General features: G+C 71.0%; 18 protein-coding genes. 10 read left to right on the top strand and 8 right to left on the bottom strand.

The features are described 5' to 3' along the window. Window positions 1–2: 2 nt before the first annotated feature. Window positions 3–2,477, bottom strand: a complete 2,475-nt coding sequence (xdhB, locus tag IF188_RS14740) for a xanthine dehydrogenase molybdopterin binding subunit (RefSeq protein ID WP_191172565.1) — start codon at window positions 2,475–2,477, stop codon at window positions 3–5. Further along, a complete protein-coding gene (locus tag IF188_RS14735; RefSeq protein ID WP_191172697.1) occupies window positions 2,474–3,985 on the bottom strand; it encodes a xanthine dehydrogenase small subunit in 1,512 nt (503 codons plus the stop codon). The genes xdhB and IF188_RS14735 overlap by 4 nt, the downstream gene beginning before the upstream one ends. A 112-nt stretch (window positions 3,986–4,097) precedes the next feature. On the opposite strand from IF188_RS14735, the gene IF188_RS14730 reads away from it, so the two are divergent. The 4 genes from IF188_RS14730 to vapC all read left to right on the top strand — a co-directional run bounded on the left by IF188_RS14730 (window position 4,098) and on the right by vapC (window position 5,930). Then, window positions 4,098–4,508 (top strand): VOC family protein, encoded by a 411-nt coding sequence (locus IF188_RS14730; RefSeq protein WP_191172564.1) that lies wholly within the window; start codon window positions 4,098–4,100, stop codon window positions 4,506–4,508. Window positions 4,509–4,592: 84 nt separating this feature from the next. Next, entirely contained in the window at window positions 4,593–5,165 is a 573-nt protein-coding gene (locus IF188_RS14725; protein WP_191172563.1) for a hypothetical protein, read from the top strand. Between the two features lie 133 nt (window positions 5,166–5,298). Next, window positions 5,299–5,529, top strand: coding sequence for a type II toxin-antitoxin system VapB family antitoxin (gene vapB, locus IF188_RS14720; protein WP_224751918.1), 231 nt, complete (start codon window positions 5,299–5,301; stop codon window positions 5,527–5,529). Next, window positions 5,451–5,930, top strand: coding sequence for a type II toxin-antitoxin system tRNA(fMet)-specific endonuclease VapC (gene vapC / locus IF188_RS14715; RefSeq protein WP_318152889.1), 480 nt, complete (start codon window positions 5,451–5,453; stop codon window positions 5,928–5,930). The genes vapB and vapC overlap by 79 nt, the downstream gene beginning before the upstream one ends. A 48-nt stretch (window positions 5,931–5,978) precedes the next feature. On the opposite strand, the gene IF188_RS14710 is transcribed toward vapC, so the two are convergent. Next, on the bottom strand, window positions 5,979–7,088 hold the full coding sequence (locus tag IF188_RS14710) for an ABC transporter permease (protein WP_191172561.1): 1,110 nt from the start codon (window positions 7,086–7,088) through the stop codon (window positions 5,979–5,981). Next, window positions 7,085–7,969, bottom strand: coding sequence for an ABC transporter ATP-binding protein (locus IF188_RS14705; protein WP_191172560.1), 885 nt, complete (start codon window positions 7,967–7,969; stop codon window positions 7,085–7,087). The genes IF188_RS14710 and IF188_RS14705 overlap by 4 nt, the downstream gene beginning before the upstream one ends. Window positions 7,970–8,291: 322 nt before the next feature. On the opposite strand from IF188_RS14705, the gene IF188_RS14700 reads away from it, so the two are divergent. After that, window positions 8,292–8,861, top strand: coding sequence for an NADPH-dependent FMN reductase (locus tag IF188_RS14700; RefSeq protein WP_191172559.1), 570 nt, complete (start codon window positions 8,292–8,294; stop codon window positions 8,859–8,861). Window positions 8,862–9,061: 200 nt separating this feature from the next. Here the strand turns inward: IF188_RS14700 and IF188_RS14695 are convergent, their stop codons facing one another. Together IF188_RS14695 and IF188_RS14690 are read right to left on the bottom strand one after the other, a co-directional pair. Then, window positions 9,062–9,757 carry a response regulator gene (locus tag IF188_RS14695; RefSeq protein WP_191172558.1) on the bottom strand — a complete coding sequence of 232 codons (696 nt, stop codon included), beginning with the start codon at window positions 9,755–9,757 and terminating at the stop codon, window positions 9,062–9,064. After that, a complete protein-coding gene (locus tag IF188_RS14690) occupies window positions 9,754–11,031 on the bottom strand; it encodes a sensor histidine kinase (protein WP_191172557.1) in 1,278 nt (425 codons plus the stop codon). Before IF188_RS14690 ends, IF188_RS14695 begins: the two co-directional genes overlap by 4 nt. A gap of 180 nt (window positions 11,032–11,211) precedes the next feature. Between IF188_RS14690 and IF188_RS14685 the strand changes: the two genes are divergently transcribed. The 3 genes from IF188_RS14685 to IF188_RS14675 are packed head-to-tail and all read left to right on the top strand — an operon-like array spanning window position 11,212 to window position 13,017. Beyond that, on the top strand, window positions 11,212–11,649 hold the full coding sequence (locus tag IF188_RS14685; RefSeq protein ID WP_191172556.1) for a VOC family protein: 438 nt from the start codon (window positions 11,212–11,214) through the stop codon (window positions 11,647–11,649). Continuing rightward, window positions 11,650–12,363 carry a winged helix-turn-helix transcriptional regulator gene (locus IF188_RS14680; RefSeq protein ID WP_191172555.1) on the top strand — a complete coding sequence of 238 codons (714 nt, stop codon included), beginning with the start codon at window positions 11,650–11,652 and terminating at the stop codon, window positions 12,361–12,363. A 30-nt stretch (window positions 12,364–12,393) separates the two neighbouring features. Continuing rightward, a complete protein-coding gene (locus IF188_RS14675; protein ID WP_191172554.1) occupies window positions 12,394–13,017 on the top strand; it encodes a dihydrofolate reductase family protein in 624 nt (207 codons plus the stop codon). Window positions 13,018–13,191: 174 nt separating this feature from the next. Here IF188_RS14675 and IF188_RS14670 read toward each other — a convergent pair whose 3' ends face one another. Further along, window positions 13,192–15,279 (bottom strand): sigma-70 family RNA polymerase sigma factor, encoded by a 2,088-nt coding sequence (locus IF188_RS14670; RefSeq protein WP_191172553.1) that lies wholly within the window; start codon window positions 15,277–15,279, stop codon window positions 13,192–13,194. Window positions 15,280–15,500: 221 nt separating this feature from the next. Continuing rightward, complete coding sequence (locus IF188_RS14665) at window positions 15,501–16,340, bottom strand: exodeoxyribonuclease III (RefSeq protein WP_191172552.1); 840 nt, start codon at window positions 16,338–16,340, stop codon at window positions 15,501–15,503. A 92-nt stretch (window positions 16,341–16,432) separates the two neighbouring features. Here IF188_RS14665 and IF188_RS14660 point away from each other — a divergent pair, with 92 nt between their 5' ends. Continuing rightward, window positions 16,433–16,660: a ribbon-helix-helix domain-containing protein gene (locus tag IF188_RS14660; protein WP_191172551.1), complete on the top strand. Its 228-nt coding sequence runs from the start codon at window positions 16,433–16,435 to the stop codon at window positions 16,658–16,660. After that, complete coding sequence (locus tag IF188_RS14655; protein ID WP_191172550.1) at window positions 16,657–17,022, top strand: type II toxin-antitoxin system PemK/MazF family toxin; 366 nt, start codon at window positions 16,657–16,659, stop codon at window positions 17,020–17,022. Before IF188_RS14660 ends, IF188_RS14655 begins: the two co-directional genes overlap by 4 nt. The last annotated feature ends 13 nt before the right edge of the window (window positions 17,023–17,035 follow it).

Raw genomic sequence — 17,035 nt, 5'->3', positions numbered from 1 at the left:
CCTCACTCCGTGACGGGGAGCGGAGCCGTCGGTCGCGCGGGCTCACCCTCGTCGGCAGGCCGCGCCGGCCGCGTGGCTTCTTCCCGTCGCTCGGCGGCCCCCGGCGCGGTCGTCTCCCTCATGCCCTGGCCGCCGGCATCCACTTCTCCCTCACGTGTGCCCCGCGCGGCCTCGATCGCCCAGAACACCGCCTCGGGGGTCGCGGGCGAGCCGAGCTCGACGGTGCGCCCTTCCGGCCCGAAGGCCCCGACGGCCTGGCGCAGGGCCTCGCGGGCGCTGAAGGCGAGCAGGAACGGCGGCTCGCCGACGGCCTTCGAGCCGTAGACGGCACCGTCCTCGCGGGCGTCGTCGAACAGCCGCACGTGGAATTCGTCCGGCAGCTCCGAGAAGCTCGGCAGCTTGTACGTGCTCGCCGACGGCGTCTGCAAACGGCCGCGGGTGGGGCCGTCGCCGTCGTCCCACCGCAGCTCCTCCATCGTGAGCCAGCCGACGCCCTGCACGAAGCCGCCCTCGATCTGGCCGATGTCCAGCAGCGGCGACAGCGAGTCGCCGACGTCGTGCACGATGTCGACCCGGCGCAGCCGGTGCGCGCCGGTGAAGCCGTCGACCTCGACCTCGGCGGCCGCGGCGCCGTACGCGAAGTACTTGAACGGCGAGCCCTGGTTGCGGGCGGCATCCCAGTGCAGACCGTCGGTGCGGTAGTACCCGGCAGCGAACAGCTGCACGCGCTGCAGGTACGCGGCCCCGACGACCTCGGCGAAGGTCAGTCGCGGGCCGTCGCCCAGCCCCGACACCACTCCGCCCGAGAACCGCACGTCGCGCTCGTCGATCCCGAGCATCCGCCCGGCGACCGCCGCGAGCCGGTCGCGGATCTCTTCACACGCGGCCTTCACCGCGCCGCCGTTGAGGTCGGTGCTCGACGACGCCGCCGTCGCAGAGGTGTTGGGCACCTTGTCGGTGCGGGTCGGCGCCAGCCGCACCGCCTCGAGCGGAACCCCGAGTGCCGTCGCGGCGACCTGCATCATCTTGGTGTGCAGCCCCTGCCCCATCTCGGTGCCGCCGTGGGTGATCAACACCGAGCCGTCCTTGTAGACGATGACGAGGGCGCCGCCCTGGTTGAACGACGTGAAGGTGAACGATATGCCGAATTTCACCGGTGTCATCGCGAGCCCGCGCTTGCGGTCGGCGTGCGCGGTGTTGAAGCGGTCGACCTCGGCCTGGCGCGCATCGAATGCGCACTCGTCGCGCAGCTGTGCCCAGATCGCGGGCAGGCGCTCGGCGTCCTTCACAGGCTGCCCGTACGGCGTCGTGTCGTCGGGACGGTAGAAGTTGCGCGCCCGCAGCTCGTGGGGAGGGATGCCGAGGGCCGGCGCCGCGCGTCCGAGCACCTCTTCGATCACGAACACGCCCTGAGGGCCGCCGAAGCCGCGGAAGGCCGTGTTCGACGGCTTGTGGGTCTTGGCGATGCGGCCGTGGGCGCGGACGTTCGGGATCCCGTACGCGTTGTCGACGTGGGCGAGCGCGCGGCCGAGCACCGGCTCCGACAGGTCGAGGCTCCAGCCGCCGTCGGAGGTCAGCGTCGTATCGAGCGCCTGCAGCCGGCCGTCGGCGTCGAAGCCCGCGCGCCACTCCAGCAGGAACGGGTGGCGCTTGCCGGTCATCGTGATGTCTTGCGTGCGGTTCAGCCGCAGCCGCACCGGGCGGCCGGTCAGCTTCGCCCCGAGCGCCGCGATCGCGGCGAACCCGTGCGGCTGCATCTCCTTCCCGCCGAAGCCGCCGCCCATGCGCAGGCACTCCACGGCCACCTCGCTCGAGGGGATGCCGAGGACGTGCGCCACGATCTCCTGCGTCTCGGACGGATGCTGCGTCGAGCACTCGATCAGGTACCGGCCGTCCGGCTCGCGCACCGCGAAGGCCGCGTGCGTCTCGAGCGAGAAGTGCTCCTGCCCGCCGATCTCGATCGAACCCTCGAACACGTGCTCCGCGTCCACGAGAGCGGCGTCCACGTCGCCGCGCTCGATGGTCGGGGATGCTCCCTGGAACGAACCCGCGGCGATCGCCTCGCGCACCGTGACGATCGACGGCAGCTGCTCGTACGACACCCGCACCGCCGCCGCGCCCTGGCGGGCGGCATCCATCGTCTCGGCCAGCACCCACGCGAGCGCGTGCCCGTGGAACATCGCCTCGGACGGGAACAGCGGCTCGTCGTGCTTCACCCCGGCGTCATTGACGCCGGGGACGTCGTCGGCCGTCAGCACCCGCACCACCCCGGGCACCTCGTACGCCGGTTCGACGTCGAGTGTCACCAGGGCATGCGCCGATGTCGACGAGACCGGCCACGCCGTCAGCACGCCGTGGGCGCGCGCGGCGAGGTCGTCGGTGTACAGCGCGGCACCGGTGACGTGCAGCGCCGCGCTCTCGTGCACGACCGGACGCCCGACCACGGCATCGGGCGGGCGATCGGCCAGGCCGCTCACGCCGGTGCCCCCTCTGCGCTGCGCGCCTGCAGTGCGAGCAGCGCGGTGCCCAGCATGCGGGCGCGGTACTCGGCGCTCGCGCGATGATCGCTCAGCGGGGTGCCCTCGCTCTGCAGGACGAGGGATGCCGCCGCCGCCGTCTGCGCGTCCCAGGCGAGTCCGATGAGCGCCTGCTCGGCGGCGTGGGCCCGCAGCGGCGTCGCCGCGACGCCGCCGAGCCCGATGCGCGCCGCGCTGACGACGCCGTCTTCGAGGTCGAGCACGACCGCGACGGCGACCGACGAGATGTCGTCGAATCGGCGCTTGGCGACCTTGTGGAACCCGCTGACCCTCTCGGTCGCCTGTAGCCGTTCGCGACGGTTCGCGTCCGTGCCCGGCGCAGCGGGGAGGCGGATGGACCTGATGAGCTCGTCGGGACGCCGGACGGTCGTGCGGTAGCCGGTGAAGTACTCCGCGAGATCGACCTCCCGCTCGCCGCCGTCGGCGGACGCGAGCACCACTGTGGCGCCGAGGGCGAGCAGCGCCGGTGCCGCGTCGCCGATGGGTGACGCCGTGCCGAGGTTGCCGCCGAGCGTGGCACGGTTGCGGATGAGACGCGAGGCGAACTGGGGGAGCAGCTGCCCGACGAGCGGGACGTCGACCGCGAGCTGCCGTTCGAGGTCGGTGAGCGTCACGGCCGCGCCGATCTCGACGACTCCGTCCGAGACCGTGACGCCGCGCAGCTCGGGCACCCGGTCGATCGCGAGCACGAGGGGTGAACGGGCGGCCCGCAGGTTGACCTCGACGCCCCAGTCGGTGCAGCCCGCGACGGGCACGGCGTCCGGTTCGTCGCGCAGCAGCCGCAGCGCCTCGGCGAGCGTCCGGGGGCGCACGAAGCGCGCGCCGTCGGACGTGATGTCGGTGGCGGCGGGCGGCGGAGCGCCGCCGGCGAGACGACGCTTCAGGGGGTCGCCGGGCTGCGGCATCCCGAGCGCGAACGCGGCGTCGCGGATCGGACGGTACCCGGTGCACCGGCACAGGTTGCCGCTCAGCGCGTGCAGGTCGAAGCCGTTCGGCCCGTGCTCGGTGTCGGGCGAGGCGCCGGCAGCGTCCGGCGCGGCGGGGTCGGCGGGCTCTCGGCCGGGCCGGTAGAACTCGCCCGCCATGGCGCACGCGAAGCCAGGCGTGCAGTAGCCGCACTGCGAACCGCCGGCTCCGGCGAGCGCCTGCTGCACCGGGTGCAGCGCATCGGGCGCGCCGAGGCCTTCCGCCGTGACGACCTCTTGCCCGTCGAGCGCGTGCGCCGGCACGAGACAGGCGTTCACAGGAGTCCACGCGGTGCGGCCGTCAGGCCCCTCGGTCGCCAGCAGCACGGCGCACGCGCCGCACTCGCCCTCGGCGCAGCCCTCTTTGGCGCCGGTGAAGCCTGCGGCCCGCAGCCAGTCCAGCGCGGTGGCGTGCGGCACCGTGCCGGCGAGCGGAACCTGCCGCCCGTTGACTGTCGCTTCGCTGTCATGGTTCGTGCGGATGCCGGGAGTCTACGCCGCGTGTCCGGTGCTGCGAAGGAGCACGCGGGCACCTCTGGACAGCCCCTCGGGGCAAGAGGATCGTTGAGTCGGGAACGATCACTGGGAGGATGAGATGTTCACCACAGCACAGGCGTATTCGAGCTTCGCCGTCCCCGACATCGACGAAGCCGTGGCCTTCTATCGCGACACCCTGGGGCTCGACGTCACCGTCTGGGAGGAGATGGGCGGCGGGTTCACGTTCAAGCTCCCCGCAGGGGGAACCGTCTTCGTGTACCCGAAGGAAGACCATGAGCCGGCGGTCTTCACGATCCTGAACTTCGGGGTCGACGACATCGACGCGGCGGTCGACGACCTCAACGCGCGCGGCGTCGTCACGAAGATCTACACCGATCCGGACTACGGCACCGACGAGAAGGGCATCTCGCGCGGCTTCATGGGCGGACCCGACATGGCGTGGTTCCGCGACCCCGCGGGCAACGTGATCTCGGTCGGCGTGATGACGCTGCAGATGCTGGGGGAGTGAGCGCAGCCGGGCGCGGCGATCCCGAGCGCTGATACGGGGGTCCACCCGATACCGGCCGGCAGGGGGAGCCGGTTGGCTGGCCTCATGCGACGCCTCGTGTTCCCCCGTATCTGGGCGGCAGTCCTGGTCGGCTGCCTGCCGCTGCTCGGGCTGCTGCTCGTGCCCCAGCTGATGCGCAGCCGCGCCGGCAGCGAATCGCTGCTGATGATCGGAGTCGTCGCGCTGCTCGTCATGCTCGTCGCCGGGGTGGTACTCGCCCCGGTCATGAGCGCGTTCGCGGCGCCGGTCGCCGGCGTGTGGCAGCCGCGGACGGCGCTCGGCGCGACCCGCCGCGTGTGGCGCAGCCGGCGCGCTCAGGCATGGCTCGCCCTGGGGCTGTTCATGCTCATCTACGCCGCCGGCCAGACCGCCGGCTATGCGCTCGGCTCGGCCGTGCCGTACGTGCACGACAACCCTGCGTTCCCCGCAGACCCGACCGCGTCGCCGTGGGTCATCGACTACCCCGCGTACGCGCTCCAGGCGGCGGTGATCTACCTGGTCACCACACTGGGCCTCGCGGTCTACGCGGCACGGCTGCGGTCGCTCGCGGTGGCCGGTCCCGTCGACGTGTCGGCGCGGCGGTGGCAGCAGGAGTCGGCGCCCGCAGCCCCAGCGTGAGGTTCACCGCGAGCGCGGGCGGCTACTCGCGCGGTCCCAGTCCGAAGGCAGACCCAGCGGTCCGCATCGTCCCCACCGCCGCCGACGGAGAGGATAAGCTTGTATATACGCAACGGATATACGAGGAGCTCCCATGGTGCGAACGACGGTCTTCCGGTCGAACCGGACGCAGGCGGTACGGCTGCCGAAGCCGGTGGCGCTGCCCGACGACATCGCAGAGGTCGAGATCACAGCGATCGGTGACGCGCGGCTGATCACTCCCGTGATGGGCGCCATCGACTTCTGGTGGGACGACGGTGCGCGCGTGACGGCCGACTTCCTCGACGAGCGCGCGCAGCCCGAGCCGCAGGAGCGTGCGCTGTGACGCACCGATTCCTGCTCGACACGAACATCGTGATCTTCGCGTTACGCCGCACAGATGGGCCCCTTCGCGCGCACCTGCGTGCCGAGTCGGACCGACTGGCGGTCTCGACCATCACCGTGTCCGAGCTCGCCTATGGTGCTGAGAAGTCGGCAGATCCGACGGCGAACCGTCATGCGGTGGAGCAGTTCCTCGCGCTAGCTCGGATCCTCCCTTTCGATGCGGCGGCCGCGCAGCACGCGGGAGAGATCCGTGCGCAGCTGGCCATGACGGGTACGCCGATCGGAGGCTACGACGTACTGATCGCCGGCCATGCGCGTTCCGCCGGCCTCGCCGTGGTGACGAACAACCGGCGCGAGTTCGATCGTGTGCCCGGCCTCGAGGTGGTCGACTGGAGTGTATGAACGGTGGATGCCGCAAGCACAGCTTGCGGCATCCACTCCCCACCGGCGTCAGCCGGCGAGCGCCTCGGACAGCTTCACGCGGCCGCCCATGCGCAGCAGCGAGTTCTGGTAGATCCGCGCGGCCACGAGGATCGCGGCGATGCACGTCGCGACCAGGATCACGAGCGACACCAGCGGCTCCCACCACTGCGCCTGGCCGAGGAAGATGCGCATCGGCATGCCCACGGGAGCCGAGAACGGCACGTACGACATGATCGTCAGCACCAGCGGGTTGTCGTTGAAGAAGATCACCAGGAAGTACGGCGCCATGATCAGCATCGTGATCGGCATCGTGGTCGACCCGATGTCTTCCTGACGCGAGACCATCGATGCCGCCGCGGCGAACAGCGACGCCAGCAGGATGAACCCGAACAGGAAGAAGATCGCGAACCAGGCGATCGGCGCGCCGAGGCCCTGCAGCATCGCGGTCTGGTCCGTGACCGTCAGGCCGATGACCGCGATCGCGGCGAGCACGAGGATCTGACCCATCGCGAGGATGGTGTTGCCGATCACCTTGCCGGCCAGCAGCGCCCGCACCGGGATCGCCGAGATCAGCAGCTCGACGACGCGGGTCTGCTTCTCTTCGACGACGCTCTGCGCGATCGTGCTGCCGAACAGCGACGCGGCCAGCAGGAACACGATGCCGAAGCCGATCGCGGCGATGTAGCCGAGCGCGGCCGTGGCGCCGCCCTCGGGGTTCAGCAGCTCGACGGGGGGCAGCTGCGCCAGGGTGAGCAGCAGCTGGGTGGGCGCGGAGTCGTCGGCGACCACGGCGAAGCCCATCGGCGAAGCGGGGTCCCCGACGATCGCGGCGTCGACCGTGCCGTCCTTCACGAGCGCCTCGGCGGCGGCCTTGTCGGCGACGTCGGTGACCTCCACGCCGGGAAGACCCTCGACGTACTGCTGCGCGTCAGCGGTCACGGCGACCGGCGTGCCGGTCTGGCTCGACGCCGCGAAGCCGGCCCAGATGACGCCCGCGAGCGCCACCAGCAGCATGATGGCGGTCGAGATCACGAACGCCTTGCTGCGCAGCTTCGACGCGATCTCGCGCTCGGCGACGAGCCAGATGGCCTGCGGGTAACCGAGACCCTGAGTCTCGGCGCGAGGTGCTGTGCTCACTGGATGACCTCCTTGAAGATCTGTGCGAGAGAGGGATGCTGCGGCGAGAAGCTCGCGACATCCCCCTGTGCGACCGCCCGGCGCAGCACGCGCTGCGCGGTCTCGTCGCTGTCGGCGTCGAACACGGCGTACCCGCCGTCGAAGTCGAGGACGTCGACCCCGGGCTCGGAGCGCAGCCACCCGGCGTCGCCCGCCGACACCAGCTCGAAGCGGCGCGTGGAGTGCTCGGCGCGCAGCGCGTCACGCGCGCCGGCCGCGCGGATCGTGCCGCCGGCGATGATGACGAGGTCGTCGCACAGCCGCTCGACGACATCGAGCTGGTGCGACGAGAACAGCACCGCCGCGCCGGCCTGGGCGCGCTCCTGCAGCACGCCGGCGACGACGTCGACCGCGAGCGGGTCCAGGCCCGAGAACGGCTCGTCGAGGATCAGCACCTCGGGGTCGTGCACGAGCGCGGCGGCGATCTGAGCGCGCTGCTGGTTGCCGAGCGACAGCGTCTCGACGTTGTCGTCCAGCCGCTCGCCGAGCCCCAGCCGCTCGAGCAGCGCGCGGGCGCGGGTCGTCGCATCCGCCTTCGAGAAGCCGTGCAGTCGCGCGAGGTAGACGATGTGCTCGAGCACCTTCATCTTCGGGTAGAGCCCCCGCTCCTCGGGCATGTAACCGAAGCGGCGGCGATCGGATGCCGTCACCTCCGCGTCGTCGAGCGTCACGGTGCCGGCGTCCTTGGCGAGGACCCCCAGCACGATCCGCATGGTCGTGGTCTTGCCGGCGCCGTTGCCGCCGACGAAGCCGGTCAGCCGCCCCGGGCGCACGTCGAACGACACTCCGTCCAGCGCCCGGCGTCCGCCGTAGCTCTTGGTGACACCGCTCAGCTGCAGCATCCTGTCTCCTCTCGGTTGCCCGTACTCGAGGCTACGGAGTCGTACCCCGCCCGGACTCCCCCCTGTGGGGGATCCCGCACGTCCGCCGCGCGGCGGACCCTGAATGGTTTCACTTGCGCTGAACGTACGCGGATACGCGCATTTGACGTACAAACAGCGCAAGTGAACAGGGTTGAACGGGCGTTCGCAGGCGGAGGCGAGGGTGTGTGTCGGCGTTTTGCATACGTCGGAATAGACCACGGGTCCATGTGCTTGCATGGAGATGGAACGTCCACGGTGGATCCCCATCGGGGACGCCTTTTGTTTTCAAGGAGCAGGACATATGACCGACCGGACCATCGGCTACATCGTCGGCAGCATCTCGTCGACCTCGATCAACCGCCGCCTCGCGAAGGCTCTCGAGCGTCTCGCGCCCGAGGGCACCACGCTCGTCGAGATCCCGATCAAGGACCTCCCGTTCTACTCGCCCGATTTCGACGCCGACTACCCGCAGGTCGCGCGCGACCTCAAGAAGGCCATCGAGGACGTCGACGGCGTCATCATCATCACGCCCGAGTACAGCCGCTCCATCCCCGGCGTGCTCAAGAACGCCCTCGACTGGGCCGCTCGCCCGTGGGGTCAGGGCTCGTTCAACGGCAAGCCCACCGCCGTCATCGGCACCTCGGGCGGCGGGATCGCGACCGCTGCCGCGCAGCAGCACCTCAAGGCGATCCTCAGCCACTTCAACGCCCCGACGCTGGGTCAGCCCGAGGGGTACGTGCAGACCACCCCGGGTCTGTTCACCGAGACCGGCGAGGTCACCAACGAGCAGACCGCCGAGTTCCTGGTCGCCTACCTCGAGGCCTTCGCCGCCCTCATCGAGCGCTACGCCCCGGTCGCCGTCGCGGCCTGACCGATCTCGGGTGGATGCCTCGGCCCTGAGCCCCTCGTAGGCTCGGGGCGCGGGGATCGTCCCCCGGCTCCGCAGTCACCTTTCGCTATCCCGACGCGGATCGCGCGCAGGTTGTGACTGCGGAGCCGACTGTTCCGCAGTCACAACGTGCGCCCGACGGGCGGCGGCTCAGTGCAAAGTGACTGCCGAGCAGCGTGGGATCAGACGAGGCCGTGGCGGTGCGCGTAGACCACCGCGGCCACGCGGTCGCGCGCGCCGAGCTTCTGCAGCACGTTCGACACGTGCGTCTTGACGGTCGCCTCGCCGATGTACAGGCGCTGCGCGATCTCGGCGTTGCTCATCGCCTGTGCGACGAGCTGCAGCACCTCGGCCTCGCGGTCGGTGAGGTCGACGCCGGGGCGCGCTTCGACGAGCTCCGTGACCGGCTTCGGTGCGCTCGCTCCCTGAGCCTGTCGAAGGGCGGGCGGCGTGGCGAACCGGGCGATCACGCGCCGGGTGACCTCGGGTGCGAGCAGCGCGTCCCCGGCGGCTGCCACGCGCACGGCCGCGATGAGCTCCTCGGGGCCGGCGTTCTTGAGCAGGAACCCGCTCGCCCCCGCGGCGAGGGCGTCGAACAGGTAGTCGTCACGGTCGAACGTCGTCACCACGACCACCGCCGCCCCGCTCGTCGCGTCGCCGACGATCCGGCGCGTGGCCTCGAGCCCGTCCATGTCGGGCATCTGGACGTCCATGCAGATCACGTCGGGATGGAGAGTGGATGCCGCAGCCACCGCCGCAGCGCCGTCAGCGGCTTCTCCGACCACGGCGATGTCGCCGGTGGATTCGAGGATCATGCGGAAGCCCGCTCGCATGACGGCATGGTCGTCGACGAGGAGCACACGGATCGGCGCGGTCATGCGACCGCCTCCGCGTGTGCGGCCAGCGGCACCCGCAGGCGCACCAGGAAACCGCCGCGGGTTCGCGAGCCGGTCTCGAGCTCGCCGCCAGAGGCTGCGGCACGCTCGCGCATGCCGACCAGGCCGAGTCCCGGACGCATCGGCGCGGCCACCGCGCGCCCGGTGTTGACGACCTCGAGCTCGACGGCCTCGCCGCCGTAACGCAGGCGGACGTCGGCGGTGGCGTCCGGTCCGCCATGGCGGCGCGCGTTCGTGAGGGCCTCCTGTGCGATCCGGTACACGTTCACCTGCACGAGATCGGGCAGCGGCACCGGCTCGCCGACGATCGTCAAGGTGGTGGGCAGGCCGTTGTCGTTGGCGTGCGCGACGAGGTCGGGCAGGGCCGAGAGATGCACCGTCGATCCGCCGTCGGGGTCGGCGGCAGAGGTCCGCAGCGTCTCGAGCAGCTGTCGCAGCTCGACCAGCGCCGAGCGCGCCGACGCCTCGACGCCGAGAAGCGCCGTGCGGGCGGCATCCGGATCACGCTCCAGCACCGCCCTCGCCGCGCCCGCCTGCACGCCCATCGCCGACACGTGATGCGCGACGACATCGTGCAGCTCGCGTGCGATGCGCACCCGGTCCAGCGCGACCGCCTGAGCGGCGGTCACCTCGCGCTCGCGTTCGAGCTCGTGCGTGCGCTCTTCGAGCGCTGCTCTCTCCAAGGCGGCGCCGTACGCGCGATCGCCCATGTAGTACGCGCCGCCGAAGAACGCGGCGTTGATGAGCAGCTGGATGAGCAGCATCGCCGCGAACGGCGAGAACAGCCCCGCCTTCGAGAGGGCGTCGTCGGAAGGGTCGATCGCCGCCTGGAACATCGTGACGAGCAGCCACACGAACATGCCGACGATGACGCCCGCGCGCACCCACATCGCGCGGCGGCGATCGTCGACCCAGGCGCCGACCGTGTACATCGCGATGAACATCGAGACGTTGCCGACGTACAGGTCGGGGATGCGGAACGTGACCCCCACGAAAAACACGACCGCGACGGCCACGACGACTACCTCGGGGTACCGGCGGCGGACGGCGAGCGGGGCGGTGAGGGCGAACGCGTACAGCAGAGCCCATTGCATGCCCTCCGCGGCGTCGCCGCCGTACACGCCGGCGACCGAGCCGAGCGCGCTGCTGAGGATGGCCGAGACGAAGAGGGCGGCGGCGAGCCAGACGTCGCCCCGCAGCTCGCGCGAGGTCGGCGGCGTGCGCCGGAGCGGACGAGCGGGCGAGTGGTCGGACATGTCTCAACGGTACGGATCGGGGCGGGTCGTGGCATCCGCCTCACGGGGGAGAGGAATCTGCGTTGCTTGCTATTGACAAGCAAGCTTGTTTTTTGCAACCATGGTTCGACGAGCTCACCAACCGGGTGAGCAAGCCCACCAACCGGGTGAGCGCCCGTACAGATGCCAAGGAGCACGGCAATGACGCACATCTTCGTCAACATCCAGACGACCGACCTCGAACGGTCGAAGGCCTTCTACACGGCGCTGGGAGCGAGTATCAATCCGCAGTTCACCGACGAGAACGCCGCCTGCATCGTGTGGGACGACAACGTCTACTTCATGGCAGTCACCGAGGCCTACTTCGCGACCTTCACCGACAAGCAGATCGTCCCCTCACGCGGGCAGGCCCAGGTGCTCATCGCGCTCAGCCGCGACTCTCGCGAGGATGTCGACAAGGCCATCGCCGCCGGTGTCGCGGCCGGTGGTGTCGAGCCGACCGCGCCGAAGGACTACGGCTTCATGTACAGCCGCGACCTCGACGATCCCGACGGCAACGGCGTGGAGTTCTTCTTCATGGAGCCGCAGGCCGTCGAGCAGGGCCCCGACGCCTATGTGGCGGAGCAGGCGAGCGCGTAAGTGGCCTCCCGCAGCTACGGGCAGTACTGCGGGGTCACGACCGCCGTCGAGCTGATCGGGGAGCGGTGGGCGCTGCTCATCGTCCGCGATCTGCTCGTCGGCCCTCGGCGCTACACCGACCTCAAGCAGGGACTGCCCAAGATCCCGACGAACATCCTCTCGACGCGGCTGAAAGAGCTGCAGGAGGGGGGAGTGGTGCGCCGCGTTCCGCTGCTGCACTGCGGCCTCGTCTACGAGCTGACGCCCTACGGCCGCGAGCTCGAGCCGATCGTGCTCGCGCTCGGCCGGTGGGGGTTCGCGCAGATGGGCGACCCGCAGCCCGACGACGTCGTGACTGCGGACTCGCTCACGGTGGCGCTGCGCACCGCTTTTCGGATGGATGCCGCCACCGCCCTCCCTCCGGCGGACTATGAGCTCCACGTCGGCGATGTAGTGCTGCGGGTGCAGGTGTCGGCCGACGGACTCCGCATCGCCCAGGTGCAGCCGGCCGGACGGCCGGTCGACCCGAAGCTCGGAGGCCAGGCCTCGACCGCCGGCGACCCCGAGCTGGTCTTCGCCGCGGGCCCCGGCATCCGTCGCCTCATCTCGGGAGAGCTCACCCCGGCCGAGGCGATCGACCAGGAGGTGCTGGCCGTCGTCGCAGGAGACGCGACGCTGCTGGAGCGGTTCGCGCAGACGTTCCGCATCGAACCGGGGGTCGTGCTCGCCGCGTGAGGCGGCTCCCACTGTGGAGAGGAGGCGGTCATGACCGGCCGCATCTACATCGATCTGTTCACCACGCTCGACGGAGTCGCGCAGGCGCCGGGCGGTCCGGAAGAGGACCCGTCGGGCGGATTCCCGTTCGGGGGCTGGCAGGCGCCGTTCCCCGACGAGCAGATCGGGGCGGCGATCTGGCAGGGCATCGAGGGCCTCGACGCCCTCCTGCTCGGGCGCCGCACGTACGACATCTTCGCCGGGTACTGGCCGAACCACACCGACGGCCCCGAGGGAGGCATCGGTCGCAAGTTCGACGCCGTGCCGAAGTACGTCGCGTCGCGCGGCACGCCCTCGCTCCCGTGGCAGGGGTCGTCGCAGCTCGGCCCGGATCTCGCCGCCGAGGTCGGCGCGCTGCGCGACCGGCACGACAGCATCCACGTCATCGGCAGCATCGACTTCGCGCAGACCCTGCTGCGAGAGCAGCTGTTCGACGTGCTGACGCTGTGGGTCTACCCGGTCGTGCTCGGTCAGGGCAAGAAGGTCTTCCCCGACGGCGCCGCCCCGGCGAACGTGACGCTGCTGGAACCGGCGACGTCGGGCCCGCTCGGCGTCGTGCAGCTGCGCTACGGCCCCGCCGCGGGTCCGGTGCAGACCGGCACTATGGGCGGTTGAGCAAGTCCCGGTCGTTGAGCGGAGCGACGAAGGAGCGGAGACGAAACGTCGTGAGCCGCTCTCGACACCCGGCCACGCGCACGAGTCGGCGAGGTGGCCGTGTCCGATGGGCGGGTTGCGGCGTTTCGTCGTCGCTCGTGCCTCGCTCCGCGGGGCGAGCAAGTGGTGACGAACTCAGCGGGCGCGGACGTGCAGCGTGACGTAAGAGACGCGGCCCTCGGCACCGGTCGCGGGGTCGACATAGCGGATGCCGATCACGTGATCGCCGGGTGCGACGTCATACACGGCGCGGCGTAGTGGCGCGCCGGTCAGCGTGTGCAGATTGCCGGTCCAGCGCCCGTCGACCGACACCGCGACGGTCTGCCCGCGCTGACCGCTCAGCAGCAGTGTCAGATCGTCAGCACGGAAGTCGAAGTCGAGGTTCTCGAGGCGGGCGTCGAGGGTGCCATCACTGGAGGTCACCGTCGGCACGGCCAGGGTGAACGGCCCCACGGGTGCGCTCGGAGTTGAGGGGCGCAGATCCGGGCCCGTCTGCACGGCGCGCACCGTCATGCCCTCGTGCAGCAGATCGCCCGGGATGGTCGCCGAGAATCGACCGTCGGCGCCCGCGGTCGTGCGGGCCAGCGTCGCCCCGGACTCGTCGAGCAGCACGACGCTCGCGTCGGCGACACCGGTCCCGGTGATCGGCGCCGGGACGGGTGCTGACAGGTCGTCCGGTGTGTCGAGGCGTGCGGTGGGCGTCACCGCGGGCTCGGGATCCGGCGTGGGCGTTGGCGTGGGCGTGGGCGTCGGTGTCGGTGTCGGTGTGGGAGTCGGCGTCGGTGTCGGTGTGGGATCCGGCGTGGGCGTGGGCGTGGGCGTCGGCTCCGGCGCGGGGCTGGTCGGCTCCGGAGCAGGAGCGGTCGGCTTCGGCGCGGGGGTGGTGGGTTCCGGCGCGGGAACGCTCGGCGAAGGCTCCGGACGGGGAGCCGGTGCACTGGGCTGCGGCTGGGGAACCGGCGCGCTCGGCCGCGGCGCCGGCGCAGGCTCCGGTGCTGCCGGGCTGAGGGTGTCCGGCGTCTCGGGCATCGGCGTACGCGGCGACGTCACGGGCGCATCGACACCGTCATCCGCAGCCCGCGGCGCATCCGCCGGCTCAGCGACCTCGACCTCGGTCGCCGTGTCGTCGGCCGCCGCGTCGGCAGTGTCGGCGGCATCCCGATCGGCGGTCTTGACGTCGGCGGCAGCGGGTTGCTCGGCCGGTGGGCTCCACGACGGTGCGAGGGCCAGCGCGACGGCCGCCACCGCGGCGACGGCGAGCACGCCGACGCCGACGCCGATCGCCGCGACCGGGACGGCAGCGGTGCCGGCGCCCCCCGCGCCGACACCCCCGCCGGAGGCGCCCCCCGGCGCCTGTCCCCCGGAACCGGATGCCCCGCCACCCCCGGTGGGCGATCCGGCGACCACCGATGCCGCGGCCGGGGCGGCATCGGAGGTGTAGGCGAGGGCCCCAGCCCCGCCGAGGACAAGTGGCAGCAGCACCGCGCGGAGCTTCTGCGACACGTGTTCGAGGTCGGCCGCGACGATGCGGCACGCCTGGCAGTCGTGCAGGTGCGCGTCGAGGCGACGGCGATCTCCCCGCTTGACGGGCTTCTTCTCGCTGGCCACGAGCAGTTCGCACACCCAGCGGCATTCGGCGGGGCGGGCGGGGTCGCTGATGTGCGCCTGCAGCCACGCCTGCTTGAACCCCTCGCGCGCGCGGTACGCGAGCGCCGACACCGCGTTGGCGCTCATGCCGAGCAGCGGCGCGATCTCTCGCGGCTTCATGCCCTCGACCTCGACGTACCAGAGCAGTTCCCGCCAGCGCTCCGGCAGCTCGCGGAACGCCTGCGCCAGGACCGACCGGTCGGCGACGAGCTCGGCGAACTCGACGGCGGAGTCCGCGGCCCGCTCGTCGAGGTCGTCGAGCGGCAGTTCGCTCGTGCGTCGCCCCCACGAGGCGGCGACGTTGCGGATCGTCGCGAACAGGTAGGGACGGAAGCCGTCCTGGGGGCCGCCGCCCTTGCGGATCGTCGACAGGATCGAGGTGAACGACTCCGAGACGAGGTCGTCCGGGTCGACGTTCGGGCTCACGGCGCGGGCCGCGTTGCGCCCGCTCGCGGAGTGACGCTCCCACAGCACCGCATACGCGGCGTCGTCGCCCGCACGCGTCGCGGCGACGAGCTCGTCGTCGGAGCGCTCGCGCAGCGGACCGCCGGCGACGGCGGGGGTGGGGGTGGTCACGTATCTCCTCGCCGGATGGCGCTCGGGGGGTTCAGCCGGCGACGGCAGATCGGCGCCAGGCTAACGACACGCGCTGGGAAACCGCTGGTGAGCGGCCCCGCGCGCAACGGGGGGACACACAGCAAGACGCAGGTGGATCGCGATCATGACGCACCCCGAGAAAAAAGTTCTCGTGGAGTTCCCTCGGACGATGGATGCCGCCGGTCACGGCATCCGCATCGTCAGAAGATCATCGGACGGTCGTCGTCATCCGGGCCCTCGAGGTCGAGGTCCACGACCACGGGGACGTGGTCGCTCGGCGCCTCGCCCTTGCGCTCGTCGCGGTGGATGGTGGCGCCCGTCACGGCGTCGGCGATCGCGTGCGAGCCGAGGATGAAGTCGATGCGCATGCCCTCGTTGCGGGGGAAGCGCAGCTGCTTGTAGTCCCAGTAGGTGTAGCCGGTTGGGATGAGGGGGCGGACCACGTCCTGCAGCCCGGCGGCCTCCAGCGCCGCGAACGCCTCGCGCTCGGGCGGCGACACGTGCGTGGCGAACCCCTGGACGACGGTCGGGTCGCCGTTGTCGGCATCGGTCGGGGCGATGTTGAAGTCGCCGACGAGCGCGAGGGGCAGGTCTGGGTTCGCCGTGAGCGACTCGCGCGTGTACTGCTCGAGCGCCGACAGCCAGTCGAGCTTGTAGAAGTAGTGGGGATCGCCCAGCGAGCGCCCGTTGGGCACGTACAGGCTCCACACCTCGACGCCGCCGATGGTCGCCCCCATCGCCCGCGCCTCTTGGGGCGCGTCGGGGCCGTTGTGCCCCTTCTCGAAGCCGGGCATTCCGGGGAACGCGGTGCGCACGTCGGTGATCGGCTCGCGGCTGGCGATCGCGACGCCGTTCCACTGCGAGAACCCGTAGGCCTCGACGTGGTACCCGGCCTCTTCGAACCTGTCGAAGGGGAACTGCTCGGTCTTGCACTTGATCTCCTGCATCGCGAGCACGTCGATGTGCTCGCGCACCGCGAAATCGACGATGCGGTCGACCCGCGCGCGGATCGAGTTGACGTTCCAGGTGGCCAGACGCATGGGATCAAGCCTATGCGGGGCCGCCGACGCCGATCATCTCGCCGTTCGCTACCTCGGTAGCATCATCGCTGCCACCGAGGTAGCATCGATGCATGTCGTTCACGAAGGTGAGTGTGAGCCTCAGCGAGAACGACCTCGCGTTCCTTGATCGTGAGGCGCTCGACGGCAGGTTCGAGAGTCGGTCCGCCGCTGTGCAAGAGGCCGTGAGGATGCTGCGCGAGAGCCGGCTGGCGGACGCCTACGCCGAGGCCTTCGGGGAGTGGCGAGAATCCGGCGAAGAAGACGTATGGAGCGTGGCAAGCGGTGACGGAATCGCATGAATGATGCGGTTCCCTTCCTTCGTCGAGGGCAGATCGTGCTCGCGGCGCTCGATCCGACGATGGGGAGTGAAGCGGCGCGGACTCGTCCTGTCGTGGTGGTGAGCAACAACACCTCGAACGCGGCGGCGTTGAGAGCGGACGGCGTGGTCACAGTCGTGCCGGTCACGTCGAACACCGCGCGTGTGCACGACTTCCAGGTGCTTCTGCCTGCCGCGCAGACCGGACTGCCCCGGGACTCCAAGGCGCAGGCTGAGCAGGTCCGCGCGATAGCGGTCGCGCGCATATCGAGCGTCGTGGGCTGGGTGCCGGCCGAACTGCTCGGTGCTCTGGACGACGCGTTGCGACTGCACCTGTCGTTGTGACACGGCCGCCCCG

It is taken from the genome of Microbacterium helvum (assembly GCF_014779795.1).
Taxonomy (GTDB): domain Bacteria; phylum Actinomycetota; class Actinomycetes; order Actinomycetales; family Microbacteriaceae; genus Microbacterium; species Microbacterium helvum.
This window is presented reverse-complemented; position numbering and strand designations above follow the sequence as displayed.